Raw genomic sequence first — 24,314 nt, 5'->3', positions numbered from 1 at the left:
TCGCCTAAGTGCTTGAAATCGCGGCTTTGTGACAGACTCCCATGGGAGTTGTGCACAGGCCCTCGCATCGTTTCATATTTGTGTCCAGCCTGTTTCCGGAAATTTTCAACACCTCAGACGCCCGCATCCGGGTGTTATTTTGTGTTATGTTTCAGTTACTTAGCGTCATGCCCAAATATTAGGCAAAGCGGAGGAATCCCGGGATTTTCTGGCTCCGGGCCTGCGCGGACGGGTTTTTCAACAGGTTTATCCACAAGAGTCGTGGATAGTTGCCCGTCGCGAAATTAGCCCGCCGGATATATCTTTCGGCATAGTATTGATTCATCACGGATTTCTCACCTCATGGGCGTTTCGAACGGGGATCATCGGTGACGGCGGGCAAGCAGGACCACGACGACGGCACGGCGGACATGGACACGCCGGCGGCTTCGGTCGTCCGGGGGGCCGGGGTCATCGCCCGCCATCTGAAGACCCTGCCCAACACGCCCGGGGTTTACCGCATGATCGCCGGCGACGGGGCCGTTCTCTATGTCGGCAAGGCCAAGGATCTGAAAAAGCGGGTCGCGGCCTATACGGCGCCGGACCGCCAGCCGACCCGCATCCGCCGCATGATCGCGCTGACCACGGACATGGAGTTCGTGACCACGGCGACCGAGGCCGAGGCTCTGCTGCTTGAATCGAACCTGATCAAGCGCTACGCGCCGCGCTACAACATCCTTTTGCGCGACGACAAGTCCTTCCCCTACATCCTGGTCACCGGCGACCACGATTATCCCCAAGTGGTGAAATACCGGGGGGCGAAATCGCGGCCGGGCGATTACTTCGGGCCGTTCGCTTCCGTTTGGGCGGTCAACGACGCGCTTAACGTGTTGCAGCGGGCGTTTCTGCTGCGCTCGTGCTCGGACAACGTGTTTTCCGGCCGCACCCGGCCCTGCCTGCTGTATCAGATCAAGCGCTGTTCGGCGCCCTGCGTCGGGCGCATTTCCAAGGACGATTACGCCGACCTTGTCGGCCAGGCGCGGGATTTCCTGACCGGCGGCTCCCGGGCCGTGCAGGCCAACCTGTCCAAACGCATGCAGGCGGCGTCGGACGCGTTGGAGTTCGAGTTGGCGGCCCAGTACCGCGACCGCATCCAGGCCATGACCCGCATTCAGGCCCATCAGGACATCAACCTCCGCACCGTCGGCGACGCCGACGTGATCGCCGCCCACCGCCAGAGCGGGCAGACCTGCGTGCAGGTGTTCTTCTTCCGCACGGGGGCCAACTTCGGCAACCGGGCCTATTTCCCCAGCCATGGCCCCGACGACGACATGGGCGACGTTCTGGAGGCCTTCCTGGGCCAGTTCTATGCCCGTGCCCAGCCGCCCAAGACGGTGATCCTCAGCCATGCCCTGCCCAACCGGGCCTTGGTCGAGGATGCGCTTTCCGTGCGCGCCGACCGGCGGGTCCGGATCACGGTCCCGACCCGCGGTGACAAGCGCAAGGTGGTCGACCATGCGCGGAACAACGCGAAAGAGGCGTTGTCGCGCCGCCAGTCGGAAAGTGCGACGCAGCGGAAGTTGCTGGAGGGGCTGGCCGATGTCCTGGGGCTGGAGGCCGCGCCTGAGCGCATCGAGGTCTACGACAACAGCCATGTCGGCGGCACCAAGGCCGTGGGCGGCATGATCGTCGCCGGCCCGGATGGGTTCGAAAAGGGCGCCTACCGCAAGTTCAACATCAAGGGGGCCGCCAACGTGGCGGACGCCGACGGCAAGACAGGCCAGGGCTTCGCCCCCGGCGACGATTACGCGATGATGCGCGAGGTCCTGACCCGGCGGTTTTCCCGGGCGTTGAAGGAGGATCCCGAGCGCGCCGAGGGCCAATGGCCGGACCTGATCCTGATCGACGGGGGCAAGGGCCAGCTCGGCATCGCCATGGAGGTTTTCCAGGACCTGGGCATCGAGGACGTGGCGCTCGCCGCCATCGCCAAGGGGCCCGACCGCAACGCCGGGCGCGAACACATCTTCATGCCCGATGGGCGCGAACTGCTGCTGAAACCCCAGGACCCGGTGCTGTATTTCCTGCAGCGTCTGCGCGACGAGGCCCACCGCTTCGCCATCGGCGCCCACCGCGGCCGCCGGGCCAAGGCGATCCATACCTCGAAACTCGACGAGGTGCCGGGCATTGGCGCCCAGCGCAAACGCGCCCTGCTGCACCATTTCGGCCATGCCAAGGCGGTCGAGGAAGCACGGCCCGAGGATATCGCCGCCGTCGACGGGATTTCCAAGTCAATGGCGCGCAAAATCTATGACTGGTTTCATCCCGACGACTGATGTGGTTGAATGCGCACCGCCGGTTGCCGCCCGCACTGGGTGGAATGACCGGCACGGGGGCGGTGGCGCCGCATGGAATTCAGCGCCTCGCGATGGAGACGTTCTTGCTGACCCAATTGCCCAATCTGTTGACCTTGTCGCGCATCGCCGCCATTCCGGTGGTGGTCTGCCTGATGCTGTTCATCGAGGCGCCCTTAGGCAACTGGCTGGCCTTTTCCGTCTATTGCTATGCCTCGATCACCGATTTCTTCGATGGCTATCTGGCCCGCGCCTGGGACATGCAGTCGTCGCTCGGCCGGTTCCTCGACCCTATCGCCGACAAGCTTTTGATCTCGGCGCTGCTGCTGGCGCTGGTCGGGGTCGACCGTTTCAACGGCATCCATATCCTGCCGGCCGCCGTCATCCTGTGCCGGGAGATATTGGTCTCGGGCCTGCGTGAATTCCTGGCCTCGGCGCGGGTCGGCCTGCCCGTCTCGACCCTGGCCAAATGGAAGACCACGGTGCAGATTCTGGCGCTGGGTTTCCTCATCGTTGGCCCGGCGGGGCCCGCTTTCGGGCCGCTCACGACGACTCAGGTGGGACTTTACGGCCTGTGGATCGCCGCCCTGCTGACGCTCGTCACCGGGTTCGACTATCTGATCGCCGGTCTGCGCCATATCCGCCGCGCCGACAGCTCCCCGCCGCCGGCTGCCGGTGGCACGCAAGGCGCTGAAAACCGTTGAATTTTGTGCCATCCTAACCAATATCAACGGCCTTCCGGTGGCGTTCGGCCCGGCAGGCAGGAAACATCCAAGGGGAAAAAGCGGCATGAAGGTATTCGGCCTGGTCGGATGGAGCGGCAGTGGTAAAACGACCCTGCTGGTGCGTCTGATCCCGGAACTGACGTCGCGGGGGCTCGCGGTTTCGACCATGAAGCACACCCACCATAACTTCGACATCGACCAGAAGGGCAAGGATTCCTACGAGCACCGGGCCGCCGGCGCGACCGAGGTCATGCTGACTTCGGGCAAGCGCTGGGTCCTGCAACGGGAACTGCGCGACGAGGGCGAGCCCGACATGGACAGCCTGATCCGGCGCATGGCGCCGGTCGATCTGATTTTGATCGAGGGCTTCAAGCGTCACCGCCATGCCAAGATGGAGGTGTTCCGCGCCGAGGTCGGCAAGGACCTGATCGCCGCCGATGACGATACCATCGTGGCGGTCGCCTCGGACGGGGCGGTCGCGGGCGTGACCTGCCCGGTTCTCGACCTCAACGACGTCACGGCGGTCGCCGATTTCATTATCGCCCATTGCGGCCTGACGGTCCCGGCCGTCCAGGGGTCGCCGGGCAAGGTCAGCCATGGCGCAGCTTAAGGACGATTGCTTCGCCTTCGACGGCGGCCTGATGCCGGTCGACGATGCGCTCACGATCCTGGCCGGGCGCGTCGCCTGCGTCGTCGGTACGGAAGAAGTTCCGCTGCGTCAGGCCTTGGGCCGGATTTTGGCCGAAGACGTGACCGCCCTCCGTAACGTGCCGCCGCACGACAATTCCGCCGTCGACGGTTATGCGGTCTATCACGCGGATCTGAACCGGGACGCTGAAACGCGCCTGCCCGTCGCCGGGCGCATCGCCGCCGGCCATCCCCTGGGCGGACCGGCGGAACGCGGCAAGGCCTATCAGATATTCACCGGCGCCCCCATGCCGGCGGGGGCCGACGGCGGGCCGGACACGGTGTTCATGGCCGAGGACGCGGAGGCCGCGGGCGACGTCGTGGTCCTGCCCAAGGGTCTTAAGAAGGGATCGAACCGCAGGTTCGCCGGCGAGGACGTGAAGCAGGGCGACGTGATCCTGCGCGCCGGACAAATCCTGCGCGCCCAGGAAATCGGCCTGGCCGCCTCCGTCGGGCGGGGCAAGCTGACCGTGCGGCAAAAGCTGCGCGCGGCGGTGTTTTCGACCGGGGACGAGGTCCGCGACCCCGCCGACGGCGCGCCGGAAGGCTGCATCTTCGACGCCAACCGCTACACGGTCATGAGCCTGTTGGACGGGCTCGGCTGCGCCGTCACCGATCTGGGCATCCTGCCCGACAATCCCGACGCCATCGCCAAGGCCCTGGCGGGGGCCGAGGCGGGGCATGACCTGCTGATCACCTCGGGCGGCGTGTCGGCCGGCGAGGAAGATCACGTGAAGGCTGCCGTGGAACGCCGGGGCTCGATCCACTTCTGGCGCCTGGCGATCAAGCCGGGGCGGCCCGTGGCATTGGGTCAGGTCGGCGACACGGCCTTCGTCGGCCTGCCGGGCAACCCGGTCGCGGCCATGGTCACCTTCATGCTGATCGCCCGGCCCCTGATCATGATGCTGTCCGGCGCGGCGGACACCGACGCCCCCCGCTTTCAAGTCAAGGCCGGGTTCGCCTACAAGAAAAAGGCCGGGCGCCGGGAATGGGCGCGGGCCAAGCTGGTGCGGAACGGCGGCGGCATGCCGGTTGCGGAAAAGCGCCATTCGTCCGGGGCGGGCATTCTGACCTCCATGGTCGATGCCGACGGCCTGGTCGAACTGCCGGAAGATTTGACCGAACTGAAAGAGGGTGCGACCGTGGATTTCCTGCCGTTCCGTGAGGTGACCTGAATGACCGCGCCCGTAAAACTGCTGTATTTCGCCTGGCTGCGTGAAAAGGCCGGGGTCGGCGAGGAAGACGTCCAGCCGCCGGCCACGGTCACCACCGTGGCCCAGCTCATCGACTGGCTGGAGGCCCAGGGCGGCGGCCGTGCCGAGGCTTTCGCCGACCGCAAGGTCGTGCGTGTCGCCGTGAACCAGGAATATGTTAGTCTGAACCATCCCGTAACGGCGGGCGACGAGGTCGCGTTCTTTCCGCCCGTGACGGGCGGCTGACAAGGCAGGGAGCATCCATGATCCGGGTGCAGACAGAGGATTTCGATCTGGGCGCCGAACTGGCGGCGCTGACCGCCGGCAATCACGGCATCGGCGGGCTGTGTTCCTTTGTCGGTCTGGTGCGCGACATGGCGGGCGGCGAGGCGATCGGCGCCATGACCCTCGAACACTATCCCGGCATGACGGAAAAGGAGTTGGCGCGCATCGAGGCGGAGGCCCAGGCGCGCTGGCCGCTTGACGCGACCCTGATCATTCACCGCTACGGGCGGCTGGAGCCGGGCGACCAGATCGTCCTGGTCGCCGCCGCCTCTGCCCACCGCGAGGCGGCGTTCGAGGCCTGCCATTTCCTGATCGACTTCCTGAAGACCAAGGCCCCGTTCTGGAAGCTGGAGGGCACGCCCGGCGGCGGCCAATGGGTCGACGCCCGCGATTCCGACGATGCGGCGACGCGGCGCTGGACGCAGTCCTCCGGGAAGGCGGCCGAGTGACGGCCGGCACCGCCGCCGCCGCCGATGTCGATCCCCGGAACATCGATGCGGTGTTTTTCGATTTCGACGGCGTGCTGGTCGAATCCAACGAGGTCAAGATTGACGCCTTCCGCCGCCTGTACGAACCCTTCGGCAGCGACGTGGTCGAGAAGGTGATCGCCGAACACATCCGCCACGAAGGGGTGTCGCGGGTGGTCAAACTGGAGCGCTTTCACCGGGAATTTCTCGGCATCGCCTTGGATGACGACGGATTGGCCGAACTTGCGCAGACCTATTCCAACATGGTCGAGGATGTCGTGGTCGCCTGCGACGCCGTGCCGGGGGCGGTCGAGGCCTTGGATACCTGGGCGGGGCATTGCCCGCTGTACGTGGTATCCGGCACGCCGCAGGATGAATTGCGCCGCATCGCCCAGCGCCGTGGCGTGGAGGGATACTTCCAAGCCGTGTTCGGCTCGCCCCGGGTGAAGCCTGACATCGTGGGCGATGAACTTGCGCGTATCGGCGTGGCGGCGGACCGTGTGCTGTTCGTCGGCGATTCCCTGACCGATTACGACTGTGCCGTGGCGGTCGGCACCCGATTTCTCGGCCGCGTGCCGGCCTGGCGGGAAAGCCGGTTTCCGGACGGCACCGAGGTCGCGGAGGACATGTGGCCCCTGGCTCTGGCCGGTGGGGCCGCGGCCCGGCCCAAGGCGGAGGCGGGAGCATGAGCACCGGCGACGATTTCGACCCTGAAAAGCCCTACCATCCGCCCAAGGCCTATCGCAACGAACGCTTCCTGACGTCGCCCAGCGCGCGTGGCGTGCGCATCCTGGCGGAATATGTCGAACCGGCGGCCCGGTTCCGCGCCTTCGACGTGGCGGATACGGTGGTGTTTTTCGGTTCGGCCCGCATTCTGCCCCGGGACGAAGCCGAACACCGCCTGCGGGCCGCCCGCGACCATGGCGGCGACGTCGTCCGCGCCGAGACGGCGTTGGAGATGTCGCGTTATTACGAGGACGCCCGCGAACTGGCCCGGCGCCTGACCGAATGGTCGAAGGGGCTGGAGGACACGCACAAGCGTTTCATCGTGTGTTCCGGCGGCGGGCCGGGGATCATGGAGGCCGCCAACCGGGGTGCTTCGGAGGCCAGGGGCATCAACATCGGGCTGGGCATTTCGCTGCCCCACGAACAGCATGCCAACCCCTATATCACCCGCGAGATGTCCTTCGAATTCCACTACTTCTTCATGCGCAAGCTGTGGTTCATGTATCTCGCCAAGGCGCTGATCGTGTTTCCCGGCGGTTTCGGGTCCATGGACGAGTTGTTCGAGACCCTGACCCTGATCCAGACCGGCAAGATCAAGAAGTACATGCCGGTCGTCCTTTACGGCCGGAATTTCTGGGACGAGGTGCTGAACCTGGATGCGCTGGTGAAATACGGCACGATCAATGCCGAGGATGTCGATCTTCTGCATGTGGTCGATACGGTCGATGACGCCTTCGCCTATATCACCGGCGAACTGTCCAAGAGCCTGGACGCCCCCAAGGGCCCGGGGCTGTAGGCGCGGCTTTTCACCGGGCCCCGGTTTTGTATACAATCTCCCTAATAAACGTAAGACCGTAAGAAAACCGGGAGACGTTCCTTGAAGGCGCTGCGTGAAGACCAGGTCGCGGGATTCCACCGCGACGGCTATCTGTTTCCGGTTCCCATGTTGTCGGCGGACGAGACGGCGGCGGCGCTCGACGATCTGGCGCGTTACGAAGCCTGGCTGGGCGCCCCCCTGCCGGAGACGGAACGTAAATGGCGGACCATGCCCTTCGCCCATCTGCCCTGGTTCAACAAACTGGTCCGCGACCCCCGCGTACTGGACGTGGTCGAGGACCTGATCGGGCCGGATATTTTGGTCTGGACGTCGACCTTCTGGATCAAGGAGCCCCGATCCCCCCATGTCGCCGCCTGGCATCAGGACAACGCCTATTTCGGCCTGGACCCGTCGGTAGAGGTCTGTGCCTGGCTGGCCCTGACCGACGCGGATTCCAAGGCCGGCTGTATGAACGTCATTCCCTGGCGGGGGGAAGCGCCGCGCGTTCTGCATCATGCCCCGGCCCAGGTCGATGTCAGCATCAACCGGGGCACGCAATCCGTGGTCGAACCCTTCGACGAGACGGCCAAGGTCGCCATGGAACTGAAGGCGGGGTCGTTCTCCGTCCATCACGGGTTGTGCATGCATGCCTCGGCGCCCAACGGTGCGGATTACCGGCGCATCGGCCTCGGCTTCAACTATATCCCCGCCCATGTCCGGACGGCCGGGTCGGTGCGCATGGCGGCGATGTTGGTACGCGGTGAGGACCGCTGGGGAAATTTCGATCTGATCGATCCGCCCGGCGGCGAATGCAGTCCCGAGGCCCTGGCCCTGCATGACGAGATCGTCGGACGTTACGGCGCCAACTACAGCGAGCAGATCGAGTGGCACCGCCGGGATTTTGCCGCCGCCGGTTAACGCCGTGGCCGTCGGTTCGGCCGCGCCGTGCCGCCGATCCATCCCTTGCGCTTGAAATAATAGATCAGGCCGCCGGCGATCGCGGCCATGAAGGCGAGGGCGGCCGGATAGCCGAAGCGCCACCCCAGTTCAGGCATGTTGAACGGGGAGGCCTTGGTGTCGAAATTCATGCCCCACAGCCCGGCGAAGAAACCCAGCGGAATGAAGATCGTGGCGATGATCGTCAAAACCTTCATGATCTCGTTCATGCGCGCGCTCAGGCTGGATAGATAGACCTCGAGCAGGGACGAGACCGTTTCCCGGTCGGTTTCGACGATATCCATCAACTGCACGAGATGGTCGTAACAGTCGCGCAGGTAGATGCGGGTGTCCTTGGTGATCAACGGAACCTCATCGCGGATCAGCGCGTTGGTCATGTCGCGCATGGGCCAGATGCAGCGGCGCAGGTGGAGCAGGCGCCGCTTGAGGTCGTGGATGTCTTGGATTTGCCAAGGGGCGGGCCGGGCAACCACAAGGTCTTCAAGTCCATCCAGGGTCTCGCCGGCGGTTTCCAGCACGGGAAAGTAGGCGTCGATCACCGTGTCGACCACGGCATAGGCCAAGTAATCGGCGCCCGATTGGCGGATGCGGCCCTTGCCATCGCGAATGCGGTCACGCAGCGGGTCGAGGCAGTCCGTATGGTTCTCGTGAAAGCTGATGAGATAACCGTCGCCCAGGATCAGGGAAACCTGTTCGGTGTCTTCACTGCCGTTCACCGTGACGGCGCGGCAGACGATGAACACCTGGTCCTTGAACGTATCCATCTTCGGGCGCTGGTGGACGTTGACGATGTCCTCCAGGGCCAGGCTGTGGATGGCGAAGTGGGCGCCGATCCGCTCAATCACACCGACATCGGCAAGCCCGGAGACCTGGATCCAGGTAACGGGAAACTGCCCGCCGGCGAGGCGAATGTCGGCGCCGGATTGCGGACTGTCCTCGTGATAGCCGTCGGGGCCATAGGTCAGGATGCGGATGCGGGTTTCCGCCGCGCCGGAATGGGCGATCAGGGTCCCTGGGGGCGATCCCGGCTTGGCGCGGCGCACGGCAATGCCGCGCCGCCGCCGAGGGGGATGATCGGAAGGCATCTTTGCCGTGTCTTCCGCCATCCCGATCGCCTATTCCGCCGCCGCGCTTTCCGTCTTCTTGCCGACGGCCTTTTCGTAATCTTCGATCAGCCAATGAGTGATCTGGCCCGGCGTGAAGGTCAGGTCGTCGATCTGGCCGACGGGCGTGACCTCGGCGGCGGAGCCGGTGAGGAAAATTTCCGTCGCCTTTTTCAGCTCGTCCGGGAAGATCGCCCGTTCGATGACCTCGATCCCCCGGGCCTTGGCCAGGGCGATGACGGTCTGGCGGGTGATGCCGTTAAGGAAGCAATCCGGCGTCGGCGTGTGCAGCTTGCCGTCGCCGAAGGAAATGAAGATGTTGGCGCCCGTGGCCTCGGCGACCTGACCGCGGTAGTCCAGCATCAGGGCGTCCTGGCAGCCATGCGATTCCGCGGTGTGCTTGGACAGGGTGCAGATCATGTACAGGCCCGCGGCCTTGGCATGGACCGGCGCGCATTCGGGCGCCGGGCGGCGCCACGTCGAGGTTTCCAGCTTGATGCCCTTCTTGCGTAGTTCCGGCGAGAAGTAGCTGGGCCAGTCCCAGGCGGCGATGGCGACGTTGATGCGGTTCTGCTGGGCCGACACGCCCATCATTTCCGATCCGCGCCAGGCGACCGGGCGGATGTAGCCGTCGACGATGCCGTTTTTCGTGCAGGCGTCGATGCAGGCCTGATCAATCTCTTCCACCGTATAGGGAATTTTGAAACCCAGCGTCTGCGCCGAATAGAACAGCCGTTCCGTATGTTCGCGCAGCTTGAAGATTTGCCCCGAATACATGCGTTCGCCTTCGAACACGCAGGAGCCGTAATGCAGGCCGTGGGTCAGGACATGGACGCGGGCGTCCCGCCAATCGACCCATTCACCATTGAACCAGATCAGACCGTCGCGGTTGTCGAAGGTAGCAGCTGCCATTGTAATATTCTTTCGTCCGTCCGTTTTTCCCAAGAACGATGTTGCGTTTATTATCATTCTCGGGCATATAAGTCAATAACACTGACTTATTTTTGCGGGGCCTTCGATCAGATTTTCCGGCGGCCCCGATGAAGGAAACCGTCATGGATGAACAGGCCCCCTGGGTCCAGCAGCAGGTTGATCCCCTGGCGCCGCGCGACGACGACCTGCGCCACGCCATGGAACTGCTGTTCTTCGCCTACCGTGACTTCACGGGCGAGGCCGATGCCGTCCTGGCCGATTACGACATGGGCCGCGCCCATCACCGGGCGGTCTATTTCATCGGCGCCAACACGGGCATCAGCGTGTCGGAGCTGCTGGCGATCCTGAAGATCACCAAGCAGTCCCTCAACCGCGTGCTGTCGACCCTGATCGACGAAGGCTACGTCGTGCAGGAAACCGACGACGGCGACCGCCGCCGGAGGCTCATGCATCTGACGCCCAAGGGCCGCGACCTGGAACAACTGCTGACCCGCCGCCAGTCGGCGCATATCGCGCGCGCCTACCGTGACGCGGGCCCCGACGCGGTCGAAGGGTTTCGCCGCGTGCTGTTCGGCCTGATCAACGAGGCGGACCGCCATCGTGTGCCCCCTCCAGGCGCCGCGGCCCACGGCTGACGGGCTGCCGCATCCGGCCCGATCATGATAGGATTTGCACCGGCCCTGTGGCTGCTTGAACGCTCGACCGCATGGCATGGGGGAGTGATACCTTGAATGCCGACCTGCCGCATCTTCTTGTCGTTGACGACGATGGCCGTCTGCGCGACCTGCTGAGCCGCTTTCTGACCGAGAACGGCTTCGTCGTGGTCACGGCGGCCGATGCGGCCCAGGCGCGCAGCCGGCTCAGCCATTTCGATTTCGACGCGGTGATCCTGGACCTGATGATGCCGGGGGAAACGGGCCTGGAGTTCGCGCGCGACCTGCGCACCCGGTCGGCCATTCCTATCCTGATGCTGACCGCCATGGCGGAGACCGAAGACCGCATCTCGGGCCTGGAGGGCGGCGCCGACGATTATGTGGTCAAGCCGTTCGAGCCGCGCGAACTGCTTTTGCGTATCCGCAACGTCATGAAGCGCGCGCCCCAGGCCCAGGCCCCGGGGGACGACCTTCTTCTCGGCGACTTTCTGTTCCGCCGGGACCGGGGCGAGTTGCTGCGGGGTGGGCGCCCCGTGCGCCTGACCGACCTGGAGGCCGGGTTGCTGAGCGCGCTCGCCGCGCGCCCGGGCGACGTGCTGACCCGCGATGACCTGATCGCCCGCACGGGGGCGGCCGGCGGCGGGCGTGCCGTCGATGTACAGGTCACCCGTCTTCGCCGTAAGATCGAGCCCGATCCCCGCGATCCCCGCTATTTGCAGACCGTGCGGGGCAAGGGCTACGTTCTGCGCCCTGATTGAAGATCCGGCCATGCCCCTTCAGACGACCCTCAAGAACGCCCTGCCGAAAAGCCTGCTCGGCCGCGCCCTGCTGATCATCGTCACGCCGCTGATCCTGTTGCAGGTGGTGTCGGGCCTGATCTTTTACGAAACCCATTGGGACAAGGTGTCCTACCGTCTGGCGCGCAGTGTCGCCGGCGACGTGGCCGCCATCGTGCAACTGGTGACCGACGACCCCAGCGAGGAAGGCCGCGAGCGCGCCGCCGCCCTGGCCGGCCGCAACATGGACATGTTCGTGACCTTTCTGCCGGGCGCGATCCTGTCCAACAAGGCCGTGCCGCCGGCCAACGACCTGGAAGACGTGCTCGACCGCTCCATGCAGAGCTTCATGGTCAAACCCTACCGCCTGGATTCGGAAAGTTCGGATCGCAACGTGAGCATCGACGTACAACTTGCCGACGGGGTGCTGCGCATCACCACCACGCGCAAGCGGCTGTTCTCGACCACGGTTTATGTCTTTGTCATCTGGATGATTGGTACGTCGCTGATTCTGTTCGGCGTCGCCACCATCTTCATGCGCAATCAGGTGAAGCCGATCCGAAGGCTGGCCCGCGCGGCCGACAACTTCGGCAAGGGCCGGGACGTATCGAACTTCAAGCCCGAGGGGGCGACCGAGGTCCGTCAGGCGGCCCAGGCCTTCATGGCGATGCGCGAACGCATCCAGCGCCAGATCACCCAACGCACGGACATGCTGTCCGGCGTGTCACACGACCTGCGCACGCCGCTGACGCGGATGAAACTGCAATTGGCGATGTTCAAGAACGTGGACGGCGTGGACGATCTGTCCGCCGACGTCTCGGAAATGGAACACATGCTGGAAGGCTATCTTGCCTTCGCCCGCGGCGAGGGCACGGAAAAACCGTCGCCGACGGACCTGGGCATGTTGTTGGAAGACGTGGTCGGTCAGGTCCGCCGCCGCGGCCGGCCCATCGATCTGCATCTGGAGGATCAGTTGAATCTGCCGCTACGCCCCAACGCCTTCAAGCGCTGCGTCACCAATCTGGTGGAGAACGCGGCGCGCTATGGCCAGCATGTGTCGGTGCGGGCGGGGCACCGGGGCGATGCCATCGAGATCACCGTGGACGACGACGGCCCCGGCATTCCCGAGGATAAACGCGCCGAGGTGTTCCGGCCGTTCTTCCGGCTCGACGATTCCCGCAACCCGGAAACGGGCGGGGTGGGATTGGGGCTGACCATCGCCCGCGACGTGGTGCGCAGCCACGGCGGCGAAATTCTGTTGTCGGAATCGCCGGCCGGCGGCCTGCGCGGCCGTATCCGCCTGCCCCTGTAGGGATTCCGGGCCGGGACGGCCCCGGCGGATTTCATGGCAATTCCGTCCATGATATCTATAATGGGATTAGATCAAGTAATGGTCCGATAATCGAGGCACCGCGGCCCTGGGAGGGTTTGGCTTGGTGCCTGGGGGGTGTAGGTGGCTGATTCCCTTCCGTCGAAAGTTCTGATTGCCGACGACCACGCCCTGTTTCGCAAGGGGCTGGGCTCGCTGTTGGAAATCATCGATCCCGACATCACGGTCGTCGAGGCCGCGAGCTATCCCGAAGCCCTGCGCACGGCCAACGAAACCGACGACCTGGACCTCGCCCTTGTCGATCTGGGCATGCCGGGGATGGAACGGTTCGCGGGGCTTAACGCGTTGATCCGCTCGCTGGGCGGTGTCCCGGTGGTCGTCGTCTCCGCCGCCGAAACGTCCGAGGAAATGAGCCTGGCCATGGACTGCGGCGCCCATGGCTACATCCCCAAGACCCTGGACAGTTCCGTGGTGGTCAATGCCGTGCGCAAGGTGATCGCCGGGGAAATCTACCTGCCGCCGACGCTGCTCGACTGGGCTCCCGGTGGGGCCAAGGCCGAAGGCCTGGGCGGATTGCACCTGACGCCGCGTCAACGCGACGTGCTCAACCTCATGGCCGGCGGCAAGTCGAACAAGGAGATTGCCCGCATCCTGGGTCTCGCCGAAGGCACCATCAAGCTGCATGTCACGGGACTTTTGAAGGTGCTCGATGCGAACAACCGGACCCAGGCGGTGATCAAGGCGGCATCGCTGGGATTGACGCAGGGCCTGGAACAGGACTGACTGCGCCGATAAGGAGGGCGTCATGAGGTCCCGCTGTTCCCGGACTGGCCATGCCACCAGAGGCCGGGAAAACAAAAATCATCCGTTGAACGCCCGCCGCCGGTTCGGCGCATTGGCTGCGGCCGTCGCGACATTGATCGCGGCGCCGCCGGCATGGGCGGACCCCGGTGAGGCGATCACCCGCCCGACGGCGGTCATGGTCGGACTGACCGTTGCGGTGGCGGCGTTCCTTGTCGGGCTGCGGTTGGGCCGCCGGCGACGCGATCCGGCGGGTGTGGCGGTTCCCGAGCCGCAAGTGACGGTCCCCCCTCGCCGCCGCGCGATGAGCGCCGCCGAACGCGATGCCGAAACGGACGCCCATTACCGTATCATTTCCGAACTGACCTCGGACGTCGTCTATGCCTATGACGTCGCTCCCGACGGTCGGGTGACCTCGAAATGGCAGGTCGGCGGGATCGACGGCCTGGCCGGGCAGTCCGGGCAAAGCGACGCGCCCCTCGCCTGGCTGACCCAGATCCATCCCGACGACGTGCCGATCCTGGAATCCCGCGACCAGCGCCTGCGCTTAGGGATTCCCTCGACCGACGAATTCCGCCTGCTGTCCGCCGACGGCCGGGTGCGCTGGCTGCGCGTCTACTCGCGCCCGGAACGGGGCACCAGCGGCGAGGTCGTGCGCGTGGTCGGCGCCGCCAAGGAGATCACCCAGGACAAGCGCTGGGAAGAGGCGCTGGCCGATTCCGAAAGCAAGTTGCAGGCGACGTCGCGCACCGCCCGCGTCGGTTATTGGGAACATTTCCCGGACGACAACCGCACCGTCTGCTCGCCCGTCTTGTGGCGGATCTGGGGCTTGCGCCCCGGCCGCGCCGGGCCCACGGGCAAGGTCTTCCTGGACATGATCCATCCCGACGACCGGCCTCGCATCGCCGCCGCCTATGAAAATCCCGTGCCCAATTGCCGGCACGAGTACCGGGTTCTTCGCCCGGACGGCACGGTGCGCTACGTCTTTGAGGATCTGAGTGCCGATTTCGACGAACACGGCCGCGCCCGTCGGCTGTTCGGGGTGACCCAGGACATTACCGAGCGCAAGCGGGCCGAACAGGCGTTGCGCGATTCCGAACTGCGCTATCACGCCATCGTCGAGGACCAGACGGAATTGATCCGGCGCTGCACCCCCGACGGTGTCCGGACCTTCGTCAACGAAGCCTATTGCCAATATTACGGCGTGTCCCGCGAACAGCTGATCGGACGGCCCGTCGGCTCGGAACTGAGCGACGGGGAAGCCGCCCTGCGCCAGGCCATCATCCGCCGAATCGGACCGAACAATCCGATCGAGGAGAATCTTCACCGGGTCGTCGGGCGCGACGGCAAGGTCAGTTGGCAGCAATGGACCGAACGCGCGGTGTTCGACGACGACGGGCGCATGGTGGAAATCCAGGGCGTCGGCCGCGACATCACCGCGACCAAAGAGGCCGAGGAACTGTTGGCCGAGGCCAAGGACGCCGCCGAACTGGCAAGCGCCGCCAAGTCGCGCTTCCTGGCCGCCGCCAGCCATGACCTGCGTCAGCCTTTGCAGGCGTTGGCCATGTTCGTCAACGTGCTGTCGGAACGGGATCTGGACGACAAGGCGAAGCAGCTCATCAACCGCATCAGCGACTGTTCGGACGCGCTGGAACGCCTGCTCGGCTCATTGCTCGACATCTCGAAACTGGACGCCGGGCTGTTCGTGCCGCAGCGGCGCGATTTCAACCTGGGTGCTGTGCTGGAACGCCTGTGTTCGGAAATCCGCCCGCTGGCCGAGGAAAAGGGCCTGCGGCTCAACATGGTTCCCTGCGCGCTTTTGGTCGACAGCGATCCGGGCCTGCTCGATCGCCTGCTGCGCAATCTCTTGACCAACGCCGTGCGCCATACGGAAACCGGCAAGATTCTGGTCGGCTGCCGGCGTGCCGGGAACGGTGTGCGTGTTGAAATCTGGGATACGGGCGTCGGTATTCCCGACGACCAGTTGGACATGATCTTCGAGGAGTTCCACCAGGTCGGCAATCCGGCGCGCGACCGGCGCGAGGGGCTGGGGCTCGGGCTCGCCATCGTGCAGCGTTTGTCCAATCTGCTCGACCATCCTGTGGACGTGCGGTCATGGGTGGGCCGGGGATCGCGATTTGCCGTCAGCCTGCCGTTGGCGGGTGAACATGCGCCCGCGGAAATGACCCTGCCGGCGGATGAGCATCCCGATGTGACGGGGGCCGTGGTGGTCGGCATTGACGACGAGGCCGACATTCGCGACGCGCTGGGACTGCTGCTGACCGGCTGGGGGTATGACGCCGTGGTCGCCGGATCGGCGGTCGAGGCGATCGCCAAGCTGGAACAGGAACGCAAGAAACCGGAACTGGTGGTCGCCGATTACCGGCTCAAGCTCGGCCATACGGGGGCCGACGCGATTCTGGCCATTCGCCATGTCTGGGGCGGCGACGTGCCGGGGTTCCTGCTGACCGGCGACACGGGGCCGGACCGCCTGCGCGAGGCGGCGGCCAGCGGATTCGAGGTCATGCACAAGCCGATCCAGCCCGAGAAACTGCGCCTGATGGTCGCGGAATCGATCGCCCATGCCCGCCGGGTGGCGGCGATCGAGGCGCGCGCCCGCGCGCAGGAAAAGGACGAGATGGAACGCCGGATTTGACGGGCGGCTGGGAAGATCAGAAAAGCCGCCCGCCGTTGGGCACATCGAGGTCCGGGTGAATCAGCACGACCTCGCCGTCTTTGTCGGGAAACCCCAGGACCAGCACTTCCGACATGAACTTGCCGATCTGCTTTGACGGAAAATTGACGACGCCCGCGACTTGGCGTCCGACCAGGCTGTCCGGCGTGTAGTGGCGGGTGATCTGGGCCGAGGTCTTGCGCTCGCCGATGTCCGGGCCGAAATCGACCCACAGCTTGATGGCGGGGCGGCGGGCTTCGGGAAAGGGTTCGGCGCGGACGATCGTCCCGACGCGGATATCCACGGCCAGGAAATCGTCGAAGGCGATCTGCGGGGAGGGGCTTTCAGACATTGAGCGTCTCCTTCGGCCCGGGAATTTATCGCGACCGCCCCGTCATGCAATAAAAAAGGGCGGCAACAAAAAAAAGGCCGCCCCTTGGGGCGGCCTTCTTCGAAAGTCGGAAAAGCCGATTACTTGGCTTTGGCTTTGCTCATCTGACCCTTCATTTCGTCGAAGGCTTCGGCGATGCGGGTGTTGATCACCTTAACGGCGGCGTCGTTGGCTTTGGTGACGACGTCCGTGACCTTCTTCGTGTTGGCCAGAGAGGATTCAAAAGCGGCCTTGCACAGGTCCAGTTCCTTGGTCACCAGATCCTGGGGGGAAGAAACCTTACCCAGGGATTCGGCGGCGGTGCTGGCCTGATCGAACGCGGCCTTGAACAGTTCGGCCTGCTTCTGGGCCGCGGCCTGAACGCCTTCGAAGGCGGCCTGGCTGGCCTTGTTCAGGGCTTCAAGGTTCTTGCGCTGGATGTCCATCACGGCATTGACGTCGATGGTTTCCATGGAGCCGCCCTTCATCGCCTTCATGACCTGGTCGGACATTTTGGCGGGATCGAAGTCGGCATAGATCTTGGTGAAATCGGCAGCCCAGGCGGGGAAGCCATTTTTATCGAGCTTGAACATATCGGTGTACATTTGGTCGGTCCTCCATTGGAACGCGAAAGGGAATATGCGTCGTGCACATGCAGCATTTTTGCTGCACTGCAACAGTGATGCATATATGCGACCGATAGGGGATGTAAGTCAAGCCTTATATTGCAGTGCAATAAAAAAGGAAGGCCTAGGCCTGGGGGGCTTCGGCCGTTTCTTCGTGGCGGCCCTGCTTCGGGCGGATCCGGTCGAGAAATCGCACCGCCGTCTCGGCCCGGCGCAGCCCTTTGTCGAGCGCCGCCATGGTCTTTGCCTGATCGGCGCCGTCGTCGCCCAGCCACACCCGGAAGGCGTCGGCATAGACCAAGGCCAGACCTTTGGCGCGCAGTAGCCCGCAGGGGCCTGCGGCGTCGACGCCCGCGGCGGCGAGCACCCGGGTCATGGTCCGCGCCATGCGCGGCAGGAACCGCAGCGCCGCCGGATCGCAGAGCGAATCCTTGGCGATCTCGGCCATGGCGGCCCGGTGGGGGGCCAGGGCGTCGAATCGTTCCATCAACAGGTCGAACAGGCGGTCGCGGATGCCGATGCCCGCGTCGCCCGCCGCCGCATGGTCGTCCGCGGCGGCCAGCATCTGTGCGTCGATGCGGTCCTGGAACGCGTTGACGATGTCGTACTTGGTGGGAAAGGGGATCAAAACATCGGCCAGCGGCACCCCGGCGTCGCCGGCCACGTCGGCCAGGGAGAGCCGCCGCCAGCCGTCCTGCGCGATTCGGGCCATGGCGGCGTCGATCACGGCATTCCGTGGATCGCCCGATGGGGCGGTCTTCGCCTTGTCTTTGCCGCTTGCCTTGCCTGGGGTCGTGCCTTGGGGCCGCTTGGCCATGGCGGGGCCTCCTTACCTGCGCTTTTCATTATGTAGGAAGGATCGGCGGAAATGCCAGTCGGATCGCCGGGGCTATTCCGCCAGTTCGCGGGACCGCCTGGCGGCGGCGGCGACGCAGTCGGTCACCAGGTCACCCAGGGGGCCATTGGCGGGGTCGTCCTTGTTGGGATCGCCGCCCATCAGAACGGTCAGCCCGGCCGCGGTGGTGCCGCCGGGGCTGGTCACGTTGCGGCGCAGGATTTCCGGGGTGTCCGTGGCGGCGCGGTGCAGCAGTTCGCCCGCCCCCTCGACCGTCGCCCGGGCCAGCGAATCCGCAAGGTCCGCCGGCAGGCCCGCCGCGCGGCCCGCCCGGGCCAGGCATTCGACCAGGTGAAAGACATAGGCCGGACCGCTGCCGGACAGGCCGGTCACCGCATGCAGCAGGTCTTCGTCCTCGACCCAATGAACCTTGCCGGCGGCGGTCAGAAGGTCATGACACAGCATCTGTTGGGCATCGGTGACGCGGGCGTTGGCGCAGGCGACGCTGACCCCCCGGCCCACGGCGGCTGGTGTGTTGGGCATGGCGCGGACGACCGCCGCGACCTCGCCCAGGCAATCCTCGAACAGGGCGATGGGCGTGCCGGCGGCGATGGACAGGAACACGGTCGCCGGCCCGGCGAACGGAAGGTAGGCCGGGACGACGTCGGCCATGACCTGCGGCTTGACGGCGAACATCACCAGTTCAGGCAGGAAATCCGGGGGCAGGTCGTCCGCCGTGGCGGCGACGGTGACGCCGTGATCGCGGGCCAGGGCCGAAGCGTTGTCGGGATTGGGTTCGACAACGAAAATGTCCGCCGCCGGGATGCCGCGGCCGATCCAGCCGGCCATCAGGGCGCCGCCCATCTTGCCGCCGCCGACAACCAATAAGGGACGGGCGGCCGTCATGGCGCGATTCCTTCGATCCTGCGGGGCGGGATCAGGCTTCGCCGACCGTGTCCACCATGGCGGCGGCCACGGCGTCGTCGGCGGTGCGGCCACCCCAGATGACGTATTGGAAGGCGGGGTAAAAACGTTCGCATTCGTACAGCGCCGTTTCGACGATGTCCTCCATCTGGCTCATGGTCGGGCCGTTGGCCGCGCGCATGGGCAGGACGTGGCGGAACATCGGCAGGCCTTCGTCGTCCCACATGCCGAAATGGCCGAGCCAGAGCTTTTCGTTGACCCGGGCCAGAAGCTCGTAGACTGGCGTGCGCCGCTCCTGGGGCACGCGCATGTCGAAGGCGCAGGTGAAGTGCATGGCCTCGATCTCGTCGTTCCAGGCGAAATAGAGGCTGTAGTCGCACCAGGTTCCCGGCACTTGCACGGCCAGTTCCTGGTCGCTTCGGCGGTCGAAGGTCCAGTCGTTCCCTTCCACGATCTGTTCGATCAGGTCCAAGGGATTGTGTTTTTGGGTATCTACGGCGAATTCGAGTGCAGGCATGGCCGCTGCTCCTTCGTGGCTGGACCGGCGGCGCCCGGGCGGGCGCCTCCAGGCATGTCGCCAAAGGGATCGCCCACAACATCTCGGAGATTACCGAAATATGGTATCTGTGGCCCCCTTGGATACAAGAGCTAGCCTGCCTTAAGGGCGATAGCCGTGCAAGGGAGGATTGGGGCGGTTCTGTGAATATTTGTGGAAGAATCGGGAATCAGAACGGCTTAGACGCAAACACGCCCAAAAGCCGCCGGACGCAAGGTCCTGAAACGACTCCATATATGGGCGCTGGCTTAGGCCTTGGATTTGCCGGCCGGGGCCTTGCGCGGGGTGGGCTTTGCCGCCGTTTTTTTCGCGGCCGTCCGCGGCTTGGCGGCTTCTTGGCCGGCCAATTGGGCCTCCAGTTTGGCGACTCGGGCTTCCAGTTTTTCCTGCGCCGCGCGGGCGTTCTTCGCGACTTCGGCCATGGCGTCGAACTCGTCGCGGGGAACCAGGTTGCCGTCGGCCAGGAATCGTTCGACCTGCTGGCGGATCATGGCTTCCATCTCGTCCTTCACGCCGGCGAGCGTCGCCACGGCGCCGTTGGCCACCTTGGCCAGGTCGTCGAGGATTCGGTTGGACGTCTGCATGGCGGAACTCCTTGGCTCATGACGCGTAATTTATAGGTGATATATGGCCCTGTTGGGGGGCTTTCGCAAGCGCGGGCCCGGTTGCTCCCGCGTCCGGCCCGGCCTATAAGCAGCCCATGTATGTGGTCACCGGCGGCGCCGGGTTCATCGGATCGAATATCGTTCACGGGCTGGAGGCCAGGGGCCTGGGCCCGGTGGCGGTGGTCGACCATGTCGATTCGGACGAAAAGGCCCGCAACATCGCCAAGCGTCGGCAGGTGGAGACGATCGCACCCGAGGACTTGTCCCGATTCCTCGACGCCAACGCGGGCCGGATTCGCGGTGTCATCCACATGGGCGCCATCTCGGCGACCACGGAAACGCGTCTGGTCCGCATCATCAAGAACAACATCATCCTGTCGCGGCGCCTGTGGCATTGGTGCGCGGCACAGGGCGTACCTTATATCTACGCGTCCTCGGCGGCGACCTACGGCGACGGCGCCCAAGGCTTCGATGACGACGGCGCGATCGAGGCGCTGAAGGCGTTGAAGCCGCTCAACCTGTATGGCTGGTCGAAGAACCAGTTCGACATCTGGGTCGCGGAACAGATCGCGGACGACGCGCCCAGGCCGCCGGGCTGGGCCGGGCTCAAGTTCTTCAACGTGTTCGGGCCCAACGAATACCACAAGGGCCGCATGCAGTCCGTCGCCCGGCAGGTCTATGAGAAGGCGGCCCGGGACGAGGCCTGCACCCTGTTCAAATCCCATAACCCGGATTACCCCGACGGCGGACAGTTGCGCGATTTCGTCTGGGTCGGGGACTGCGTCGACATGGTGCTGTGGCTGCTGGACCATCCCGAGGCGTCGGGCCTGTTCAACTGCGGATCGGGCAAGGCGCGCAGCTTCGCCGATCTGGCCGCCGCCGTGTACCGGGCCTTGGGCAAGGAGCCGATGATCAATTTCGTGCCAACGCCCGAGGATATCCGCGACAAGTATCAGTATTTCACCGAGGCCCGCATGGACCGCATCCGCGCCGCCGGCTACGACCATCCGCAAACGTCGCTGGAAGACGGCGTGCGCCGCTATGTGCAGGACTTCCTCGCCGCCGGCGACCCTTATCTGTGACGGACGGAACGCCATGACCTTCGCACTTATTCTTCCCGTTCTGGCTTTTCCGGCCATCGATCCGGTCATCGTTGAGATCGGTCCCTTCGCCATCCGCTGGTACGCCCTGGCCTATATCTGCGGGCTGATCCTGGGCTGGCGTTACATGCTGCGCATGACCGGCGACCTGCCGCTGCGCGATATCCAGGTTTTGGATGAGGACGGCAAGACCACGAAGGTCCGCGAACCCGTGGTCAGCCGCCTCGCCGTCGACGATTTTCTGGTCTGGGCGACCATCGGCGTGGTCCTGGGCGGGCGGCTCGGCTACGTGCTGTTCTACAAGCCCGGATTCTATTTCGAGCATCCCCTGAACATCCTGACCGTGTGGCAGGGCGGCATGTCGTTCCATGGCGGCCTGCTGGGGGTCTGCGTCGCGACCATCCTGTTTTGCCGCAAGCGGGACATCCCGCTGTTCACCTTCGCCGACATGCTGGGCTGTACGGCGCCCATCGGCCTGTTCTTCGGGCGCATCGCCAATTTCATCAACGGCGAGTTGTTCGGCCGCGCGGCCGATGTGCCCTGGGCCATGGTGTTCCCCCATGGCGGTCCGATGGCGCGCCACCCCAGCCAGATCTACGAAGCGGTGCTCGAAGGTCTTGTGCTGTTCGTGGTGATGGCGGTGCTGTGGCGGCGGCCGGGCCTGCGGGCGCGGCCGGGCTTCCTCGCCGGTGTGTTCTTCGTCGGCTATGGCGCGGCGCGCATCACTGCTGAATTTTTCCGCGAACCGGATGCCTACCTCGGTTTCCTGTTCCAGGGGGCGACCATGGGTCAGCTTTTGTCCCTGCCCATGATCGCCTTCGGCCTGTGGCTGATCTGGCGCGCCAACCGGGCGGCCGACGCGGGCGCATGACGGGGCTGCTGGAGCATCTCCGCCGCCGCATCGCCCTGGAAGGGCCGCTGACCGTCGCCCGCTACATGGAGGAATGCCTGGGCAACCCGGCCCATGGCTATTACATGACCCGCGACCCCTTAGGCGTGGCCGGCGATTTCACCACGGCGCCGGAAATCTCCCAGATGTTCGGCGAACTGATCGGCCTGTGGGCCGCCGTGCAGTGGCAGGCCATGGACGCACCCGGCACCGTGCATCTGGTCGAACTTGGCCCCGGGCGCGGCACCTTGATGGCGGATGCGCTGCGCGCGGTGGCGACGGTCGCACCTTTCCGGGCGGCCGTGCAGGTACACTTGGTCGAAACCAGCCCGGTGTTGCGTGACAAGCAGCGGGAAACCCTGGCCGCCGCCCATCCCGGTGTGACGCCGCAATGGTGGAACGACCTTTCCCAGGTGCCGGCGGGCCCGGCCCTGGTCATCGCCAACGAATTTTTCGACGCCCTGCCGATCCGTCAATTCCTGCGCGGGCCCGACGGCTGGCGCGAACGTCTGGTCGCCTGGGACGCGGACGCGGCGGCACTTGCCTTCGTCCTGTCGGGGGCCCAGGCGGCGAGCCCGCTGATCCCGCCGCCCCTGGACCAAGCGCCCGAGGGCAGCCTGATCGAAATCTGCCCCGTCGGCCTGCGCAAGGGTCACACCTTGGCGGCGCGGCTGGCCGAGCAGGGCGGGGCGGCGCTGATCGTCGATTACGGCCACGACCGCAGTGCCCCCGGCGACACCCTTCAGGCGGTGAGGGATCATCAATACGCGGATGTATTGATCGATCCGGGCGAGGCGGACCTGACCGCCCATGTGGATTTTCAGCAACTGGCCCAGACCTGCATCCAGGCAGGGGCCGTGACTTTCGGGCCCAAAGGGCAAGGCGATTTCCTGACCGCACTCGGCATCGGCGCGCGGGCGCAGGCATTGGCCGCCAAGGCCGATGCCCGCCAGAAGGACGGGATCGACGCGGCCCTCGCCCGCCTGACCGGGGCCGGCCAGATGGGCCGCCTGTTCCGGGTCCTGGCTGTGCAGCATCCGGGCCTGCCCGCGCCGCCCGGATTTGAATAGGCTGTGTCGGAATCCGTGATTTGAACTGGCCCGTGCGAACAAGGTAAAAGTCTCCATGACCGATTCCCTCGACATCGTCCGCGCGCCCAACCTGGCCGATCAGGCTGGGGTTACGCATGGCTTCTTCACCCGCCGGGGCGGGGTCTCAGGCGGCATTTACGCCGGGCTGAACTGCGGGCAGGGGTCCAAGGACGATCCCGGCCACGTGCGGGAAAACAAATGCCGCGCCATGGCGGCGATGGGTCTGGGGGTGGATGATCTGGCCCTGGTCCATCAGGTGCATTCGCCGGATGTGTGGACCGCCGATGCCCCCCGTGACCGCGCCGCCATGGAAAAGGCCGACGCCCTGGTCAGCCGCCGGCCGGGCCTGGCGCTCGGCATTCTGACCGCCGATTGCGCGCCCGTGCTGTTCGCCGACGGCACGTCGGGCGTGGTCGCCGCCGCCCATGCGGGCTGGCGGGGGGCGATGTCCGGGGTGCTGGAAAACACGGTCGCCCGGATGGAGGCGGAGGGGGCCAAGCGGACCGGCATCCACGCCGCCCTCGGTCCCTGCATCCGTCAGGAATCGTACGAGGTCGGCCAGGACATGAAGGACGCCTTCGCGGACCGTCACGCCGACCACGACAAGTACTTCGCCGGCGGCGGGCGGCCCGGCCATTACCAGTTCGATCTGGCGGGCTTCATCATGGACCGGCTGGCGGCCCTGAACCTGGCCAGCACCCATGACGTGGGTCTCGACACCTATGTCGACGCCGGCCGGTTCTACAGCTACCGCCGCGCGACCCACCAGGGAGAGCCTGACTACGGGCGCGAACTGGCCGTGGTCGCGCTGGCGGCGGACTGAGGGCCGGGGCCATGCCATATCTGGCGGTCTTGACGTTC

General features: G+C 65.4%; 26 protein-coding genes. 18 read left to right on the top strand and 8 right to left on the bottom strand.

Going from position 1 to position 24,314, the window contains the following annotated elements:
- Positions 1-410: 410 nt before the first annotated feature.
- The 9 genes from uvrC (at position 411) to RJ527_02560 (ending at position 8,148) form a co-directional block, all read left to right on the top strand.
- Positions 411-2,312: an excinuclease ABC subunit UvrC gene (gene uvrC, locus RJ527_02600; protein WND78005.1), complete on the top strand. Its 1,902-nt coding sequence runs from the start codon at positions 411-413 to the stop codon at positions 2,310-2,312.
- Positions 2,313-2,416: 104 nt separating this feature from the next.
- Positions 2,417-3,034, top strand: coding sequence for a CDP-diacylglycerol--glycerol-3-phosphate 3-phosphatidyltransferase (gene pgsA, locus RJ527_02595; GenBank protein WND76641.1), 618 nt, complete (start codon positions 2,417-2,419; stop codon positions 3,032-3,034).
- Between the two features lie 85 nt (positions 3,035-3,119).
- Entirely contained in the window at positions 3,120-3,665 is a 546-nt protein-coding gene (gene mobB / locus RJ527_02590) for a molybdopterin-guanine dinucleotide biosynthesis protein B (protein WND76640.1), read from the top strand.
- Positions 3,652-4,917, top strand: coding sequence for a molybdopterin molybdotransferase MoeA (locus RJ527_02585; protein ID WND76639.1), 1,266 nt, complete (start codon positions 3,652-3,654; stop codon positions 4,915-4,917). The genes mobB and RJ527_02585 overlap by 14 nt, the downstream gene beginning before the upstream one ends.
- On the top strand, positions 4,918-5,181 hold the full coding sequence (moaD, locus tag RJ527_02580; GenBank protein ID WND76638.1) for a molybdopterin converting factor subunit 1: 264 nt from the start codon (positions 4,918-4,920) through the stop codon (positions 5,179-5,181).
- Positions 5,182-5,198: 17 nt separating this feature from the next.
- Positions 5,199-5,669: a molybdenum cofactor biosynthesis protein MoaE gene (locus tag RJ527_02575; protein WND76637.1), complete on the top strand. Its 471-nt coding sequence runs from the start codon at positions 5,199-5,201 to the stop codon at positions 5,667-5,669.
- Positions 5,666-6,376, top strand: coding sequence for an HAD hydrolase-like protein (locus RJ527_02570; protein ID WND76636.1), 711 nt, complete (start codon positions 5,666-5,668; stop codon positions 6,374-6,376). Before RJ527_02575 ends, RJ527_02570 begins: the two co-directional genes overlap by 4 nt.
- The gene (locus RJ527_02565) at positions 6,373-7,209 is read left to right on the top strand and encodes a TIGR00730 family Rossman fold protein (protein ID WND76635.1); all 837 of its coding nucleotides are present in this window, start codon (positions 6,373-6,375) and stop codon (positions 7,207-7,209) included. Before RJ527_02570 ends, RJ527_02565 begins: the two co-directional genes overlap by 4 nt.
- 81 nt (positions 7,210-7,290) lie before the next feature.
- Entirely contained in the window at positions 7,291-8,148 is an 858-nt protein-coding gene (locus RJ527_02560; GenBank protein ID WND76634.1) for a phytanoyl-CoA dioxygenase family protein, read from the top strand.
- On the opposite strand, the gene corA is transcribed toward RJ527_02560, so the two are convergent.
- Both corA and RJ527_02550 read right to left on the bottom strand, forming a co-directional pair.
- The gene (gene corA / locus RJ527_02555) at positions 8,145-9,293 is read right to left on the bottom strand and encodes a magnesium/cobalt transporter CorA (GenBank protein WND76633.1); all 1,149 of its coding nucleotides are present in this window, start codon (positions 9,291-9,293) and stop codon (positions 8,145-8,147) included. The two genes, RJ527_02560 and corA, sit on opposite strands and share 4 nt — an antisense overlap.
- Before the next feature lie 9 nt (positions 9,294-9,302).
- Positions 9,303-10,202, bottom strand: coding sequence for a branched-chain amino acid aminotransferase (locus RJ527_02550; GenBank protein WND76632.1), 900 nt, complete (start codon positions 10,200-10,202; stop codon positions 9,303-9,305).
- A 143-nt stretch (positions 10,203-10,345) separates the two neighbouring features.
- Here RJ527_02550 and RJ527_02545 point away from each other — a divergent pair, with 143 nt between their 5' ends.
- The 5 genes from RJ527_02545 to RJ527_02525 all read left to right on the top strand — a co-directional run bounded on the left by RJ527_02545 (position 10,346) and on the right by RJ527_02525 (position 16,439).
- Positions 10,346-10,858 carry a MarR family transcriptional regulator gene (locus RJ527_02545; protein ID WND76631.1) on the top strand — a complete coding sequence of 171 codons (513 nt, stop codon included), beginning with the start codon at positions 10,346-10,348 and terminating at the stop codon, positions 10,856-10,858.
- Positions 10,859-10,950: 92 nt separating this feature from the next.
- Positions 10,951-11,634: a response regulator transcription factor gene (locus tag RJ527_02540; GenBank protein WND76630.1), complete on the top strand. Its 684-nt coding sequence runs from the start codon at positions 10,951-10,953 to the stop codon at positions 11,632-11,634.
- 10 nt (positions 11,635-11,644) lie between these two features.
- Positions 11,645-12,964, top strand: coding sequence for an ATP-binding protein (locus RJ527_02535; GenBank protein WND76629.1), 1,320 nt, complete (start codon positions 11,645-11,647; stop codon positions 12,962-12,964).
- A 141-nt stretch (positions 12,965-13,105) separates the two neighbouring features.
- Positions 13,106-13,765, top strand: coding sequence for a response regulator transcription factor (locus RJ527_02530; protein WND76628.1), 660 nt, complete (start codon positions 13,106-13,108; stop codon positions 13,763-13,765).
- Between the two features lie 85 nt (positions 13,766-13,850).
- Positions 13,851-16,439, top strand: coding sequence for a PAS domain S-box protein (locus RJ527_02525; protein ID WND76627.1), 2,589 nt, complete (start codon positions 13,851-13,853; stop codon positions 16,437-16,439).
- A 16-nt stretch (positions 16,440-16,455) separates the two neighbouring features.
- Here RJ527_02525 and RJ527_02520 read toward each other — a convergent pair whose 3' ends face one another.
- The 6 genes from RJ527_02520 to RJ527_02495 form a co-directional block, all read right to left on the bottom strand.
- Complete coding sequence (locus RJ527_02520; GenBank protein ID WND76626.1) at positions 16,456-16,809, bottom strand: tRNA-binding protein; 354 nt, start codon at positions 16,807-16,809, stop codon at positions 16,456-16,458.
- Positions 16,810-16,928: 119 nt separating this feature from the next.
- On the bottom strand, positions 16,929-17,432 hold the full coding sequence (locus RJ527_02515) for a phasin family protein (protein ID WND76625.1): 504 nt from the start codon (positions 17,430-17,432) through the stop codon (positions 16,929-16,931).
- 145 nt (positions 17,433-17,577) lie between these two features.
- Positions 17,578-18,270 (bottom strand): hypothetical protein, encoded by a 693-nt coding sequence (locus RJ527_02510; GenBank protein ID WND76624.1) that lies wholly within the window; start codon positions 18,268-18,270, stop codon positions 17,578-17,580.
- A gap of 72 nt (positions 18,271-18,342) precedes the next feature.
- Complete coding sequence (gene proC, locus RJ527_02505; GenBank protein ID WND76623.1) at positions 18,343-19,194, bottom strand: pyrroline-5-carboxylate reductase; 852 nt, start codon at positions 19,192-19,194, stop codon at positions 18,343-18,345.
- 31 nt (positions 19,195-19,225) lie between these two features.
- Positions 19,226-19,729, bottom strand: coding sequence for a YbjN domain-containing protein (locus tag RJ527_02500; GenBank protein ID WND76622.1), 504 nt, complete (start codon positions 19,727-19,729; stop codon positions 19,226-19,228).
- A gap of 287 nt (positions 19,730-20,016) precedes the next feature.
- Entirely contained in the window at positions 20,017-20,352 is a 336-nt protein-coding gene (locus RJ527_02495; GenBank protein WND76621.1) for an accessory factor UbiK family protein, read from the bottom strand.
- A gap of 116 nt (positions 20,353-20,468) precedes the next feature.
- Here RJ527_02495 and rfaD point away from each other — a divergent pair, with 116 nt between their 5' ends.
- The 4 genes from rfaD to pgeF are packed head-to-tail and all read left to right on the top strand — an operon-like array spanning position 20,469 to position 24,276.
- The gene (gene rfaD / locus RJ527_02490; protein ID WND76620.1) at positions 20,469-21,455 is read left to right on the top strand and encodes an ADP-glyceromanno-heptose 6-epimerase; all 987 of its coding nucleotides are present in this window, start codon (positions 20,469-20,471) and stop codon (positions 21,453-21,455) included.
- Positions 21,456-21,483: 28 nt separating this feature from the next.
- Entirely contained in the window at positions 21,484-22,344 is an 861-nt protein-coding gene (gene lgt / locus RJ527_02485) for a prolipoprotein diacylglyceryl transferase (protein ID WND78004.1), read from the top strand.
- Positions 22,299-23,432 (top strand): SAM-dependent methyltransferase, encoded by a 1,134-nt coding sequence (locus tag RJ527_02480; GenBank protein ID WND76619.1) that lies wholly within the window; start codon positions 22,299-22,301, stop codon positions 23,430-23,432. The genes lgt and RJ527_02480 overlap by 46 nt, the downstream gene beginning before the upstream one ends.
- Before the next feature lie 55 nt (positions 23,433-23,487).
- On the top strand, positions 23,488-24,276 hold the full coding sequence (gene pgeF / locus RJ527_02475; GenBank protein WND76618.1) for a peptidoglycan editing factor PgeF: 789 nt from the start codon (positions 23,488-23,490) through the stop codon (positions 24,274-24,276).
- Positions 24,277-24,314 lie beyond the last annotated feature (38 nt).

Source organism: Thalassospiraceae bacterium LMO-SO8 (assembly GCA_031655335.1).
Lineage (GTDB): Bacteria > Pseudomonadota > Alphaproteobacteria > Rhodospirillales > Casp-alpha2 > UBA1479.
Note: the sequence above shows the minus strand (reverse complement) of the source record. Positions and strands in the feature narration are given on the sequence as shown.